Consider the following 3,222-nt stretch of genomic DNA (forward strand, 5'->3'; position numbering starts at 1 on the left):
CGCCCCCATTTGAGACGTCAAGCGGCCTTGTAGTACTACTTAAAAGCTGCCGTTCGTCAGAGATACTAAAAGCGTCGTAGTTGGGACAGTGAGCCGACAATCGGCTCCAGGCCGCTACGTCAGACGATGACGCATCAAGAGGCAATGGCCCGGGCCTCCGAAGAAGTATCTCTGGGGCATTCTGCGCACCGCCGTCCCGTCAGAACGCCGCGGCATGCACCCCGCCAATGGCCGGGCGGCCCCTTAGTTGCGAACAATTGAGTTTGTAATTAACGCTGCAGCGCTAAACCTCTATAGCCCACAGTACCGACAATGCGCCGAGGCGGTCCGCGTCGGCAAGGCTGCGGAGATAGACTCCCTGCCGACAACCGGGGCACATCCGACTGCGCGTAGTGCGCAAGGTTGGCGTAAAGGCGCAGCGTCGAGCCATCGCCAATAAGCCAAGAGATCAGGACGGCGTTTGGACTCGGTGAGTGAGCGCTCTCCGGCTCGCTACAGGTTTTAAATTTCGCACTGGGAAGGTTTTGTAATGAACCCGTGCTTCAGTCCCAACCACGAAAAACTCAACGAGACTATCGACACGGCTCGCCTGGCCTTCAGTCTGCTCAATCGCCGCGTTGGTTTCCTCGACAAGCGCTGCATTGTGCTGTGTCATCTCATCCATCTTCCGGACAGCTGAGTTGACGCCGGAGATGGCACTGGCCTGCTCGCCATTGGCGCGAGCGATCTCTTCCATGAGTTCGGCACTTCCCCGAACGCGGGTAACCATCGCAACCAAGCGATCAGCCGCTGCCGAAACGAGCTTACTCCCCGTCGCGACGGCCTCTGCTGATCGCTCGATGAGGACCTTGATGTCACTGGAGGCGCTGGAGGCCGATTGCGCGAGCCGACGGACTTCCACAGCTACAACGGCAAAGCCCTTACCGGCATCGCCAGCGCGCGCCGCCTCTACAGAGGCATTGAGCGCCAAAAGATTGGTCTGAAATGCGATTTCATCAATCATACCGATGATGTTGGAGATTTTCGCGGCCTGAACCGTCACGTCTTCCATGGCCTGATGCGCCTGGCCCATAACATCGCCAGCGTCGACGGCATCGTCAGACACATTCTTAGCATTTGCCCGGGCGGCTTCCGCACGATGCGCATTTTCCGTTACGGCCTGTGAAAGCTGCTCGATAGCCGAACTGGTGTCGGCAATTGCGGTGGCCTGCCGCATCGTCCGCTCGGCTAAATCATTTGTTCCGGCAAGGATTTCGCCAGTCGCCGACCGCAGCGCCGTCGTCGTGCCCCGCAGTTCTTGTACGAGATTGCCAAACCGGCTCACGGTGTCGTTGAACGCCGTGCGAACCTGCGCCAATTCGCCGGGAAACGCCTCGGTGATATGACAGTCCAAATGTCCCTGAGCCAGCAAATTCAATGCATGACTAAGCGCATTGACGGCCATCTTACGCTCGGTGATGTCCGTTGCGTATTTGACCACTTTGTAGGGACGCCCGTTGGCATCGAAGATCGGATTGTAGGATGCTTGGATCCACACCACTCTGCCATCTTTGCCGATGCGCTTATATTCATTCGACGAAAACTCACCCATGCTGAGACTGCGCCAGAACTCTATGTATTGCGCTCCGGACGCTTCGATCGGGTTGACGAACATGCTGTGATGTTGGCCGCGAATTTCATCGAGCCGATAACCCAGCGCTCTGCAGAAGTTCTCATTGGCCGAGATAATAGTGCCATCAAGCTCGAATTCGATAACGGCTTGGGAGCGCGATATGGCGCTGATCTGACCGCGCGCGTCCGAAGATTCCTTGTGACGGGCGGTGACATCACTCGCCACTTTGATGATCCGGTAGGCATTGCCGTCAGCGTCGATCAGCGGATTGTAGGAGGCTTCAATCCAGACTTCTTTGCCGCCCTTGCCAAGCCGTTTGAAGCGCGCGCGCTGAAACTCACCCGCGGCCAGTTTGTCCCAAAACTTTCTATATTCCGGAGAGTTGGCATAATCGTTCTCGAGGAACATGCTGTGATGGCGGCCAGCGACCTCTTCCACCTTATACCCCATCACCGACAAGAAATTGTCGTTGGCTGTAATGATGGTTCCGTCCAGCTCGAACTCGATAAAAGCCTGCGACTTGTTCAGGGCCGCCATCGCATCAGCATTGATAGCATTTCGCTTCGCTTTTGCGCGCTGAAAAAACTGAAGGGCCACTTAGCGTGCCCCCATATAATCGGGCCGCCCAACTACTGTACGCAACATACAAACTTTCCCATTGGCTAGGATAATCCCTCCCACCATAGCCAAATAAGGCCCAAGGCAAGGCTCCGTGTGCGGAGCAGCAACATTCAGTTTAGATTTACGAAACACGGAGCCGATTGGATTTGCGAGCCACCGGTAGCCTCAGCCCCCATGGTTACTTAAATGTGTTCTGGCAATGCCCCGTTTTTTTTGCGGGGCATTCCTATCGGCGTTTGGCCGGGCGCATTGGCGAACAGAAGGCGGTAACAGCCACCGCCCGTAAGGTCGCTAAAAGTTCTACAACTCCCTTCATCACGGCATGCGCTATCAGGGTACGGAAACTGCATCGTATGATAACGACTACCGCGGCCGGGTTCTTGCCAATCTGCAGCGCCATGCCCACTCCCTCGGCTATCATCTTGAGCCTGCGACAGAAGCTGTGAGTGTTCCTTAGGAAAGCGGCTGCGACTTAGCCAAGGATGCAAAGTGAGGTACGCGTTCGTTGCCGAGCGTCGCCTTCAATCGAGCGTCGCCTTCAATAATGTGTGCGCTTTATGTGCCGGTGCCTGCGCATCCACGCCAGAGGCTTTTACGCTTGGCTTAGGGGCCCATTGAGCAAACGGGCGCAGGAGGACATTCCGAAAGACCCAGCGGATCGCTGATGCGTGGCAGTAGAGCGGCAAGGTCTATGGCTACCGCGAGCCACATGATGATCTGCTCGATTAAGGTGAGACCAGTTGCCTGATCCATATTGCGCGCCTAGCGCGGCGGGCCGGTATCAAAGCCATGAGCCACTCCCTGCCTAGGCTTTTCCCGGCGTCAGAACCTAATTCTGAGACACAGGTTCTGACCAATCATTGCAGTTTATCGAGGCATCGAATAGGTGCGTTCCCTAACTTTGCGTCATCAGCCGCCCCCAAATCGGACGTCCAACTCGAAACGAACGCTCCCCACAAGCAGCCATTGAATGGACGTCGGCATTGCGC

The 3,222-nt window shown here is 56.4% G+C and carries 1 protein-coding gene and 1 pseudogene; one reads left to right on the forward strand and one right to left on the reverse strand.

Features of this window, described 5'->3' with window-relative positions; translation table 11 throughout:
* Positions 1-448 precede the first annotated feature (448 nt).
* Positions 449-2,209, reverse strand: a complete 1,761-nt coding sequence (locus HKD40_RS17555; protein WP_169197060.1) for a methyl-accepting chemotaxis protein — start codon at positions 2,207-2,209, stop codon at positions 449-451.
* A 480-nt stretch (positions 2,210-2,689) separates the two neighbouring features.
* On the opposite strand from HKD40_RS17555, the pseudogene HKD40_RS18010 reads away from it, so the two are divergent.
* A pseudogene (locus HKD40_RS18010) lies at positions 2,690-3,022 on the forward strand (IS3 family transposase); the annotation flags it as partial.
* Positions 3,023-3,222: the final 200 nt, after the last annotated feature.

Origin of the sequence: Devosia sp. MC1541 (assembly GCF_012847305.1) — a bacterium.
In the GTDB taxonomy this organism is placed as follows: Bacteria; Pseudomonadota; Alphaproteobacteria; order Rhizobiales; family Devosiaceae; genus Devosia.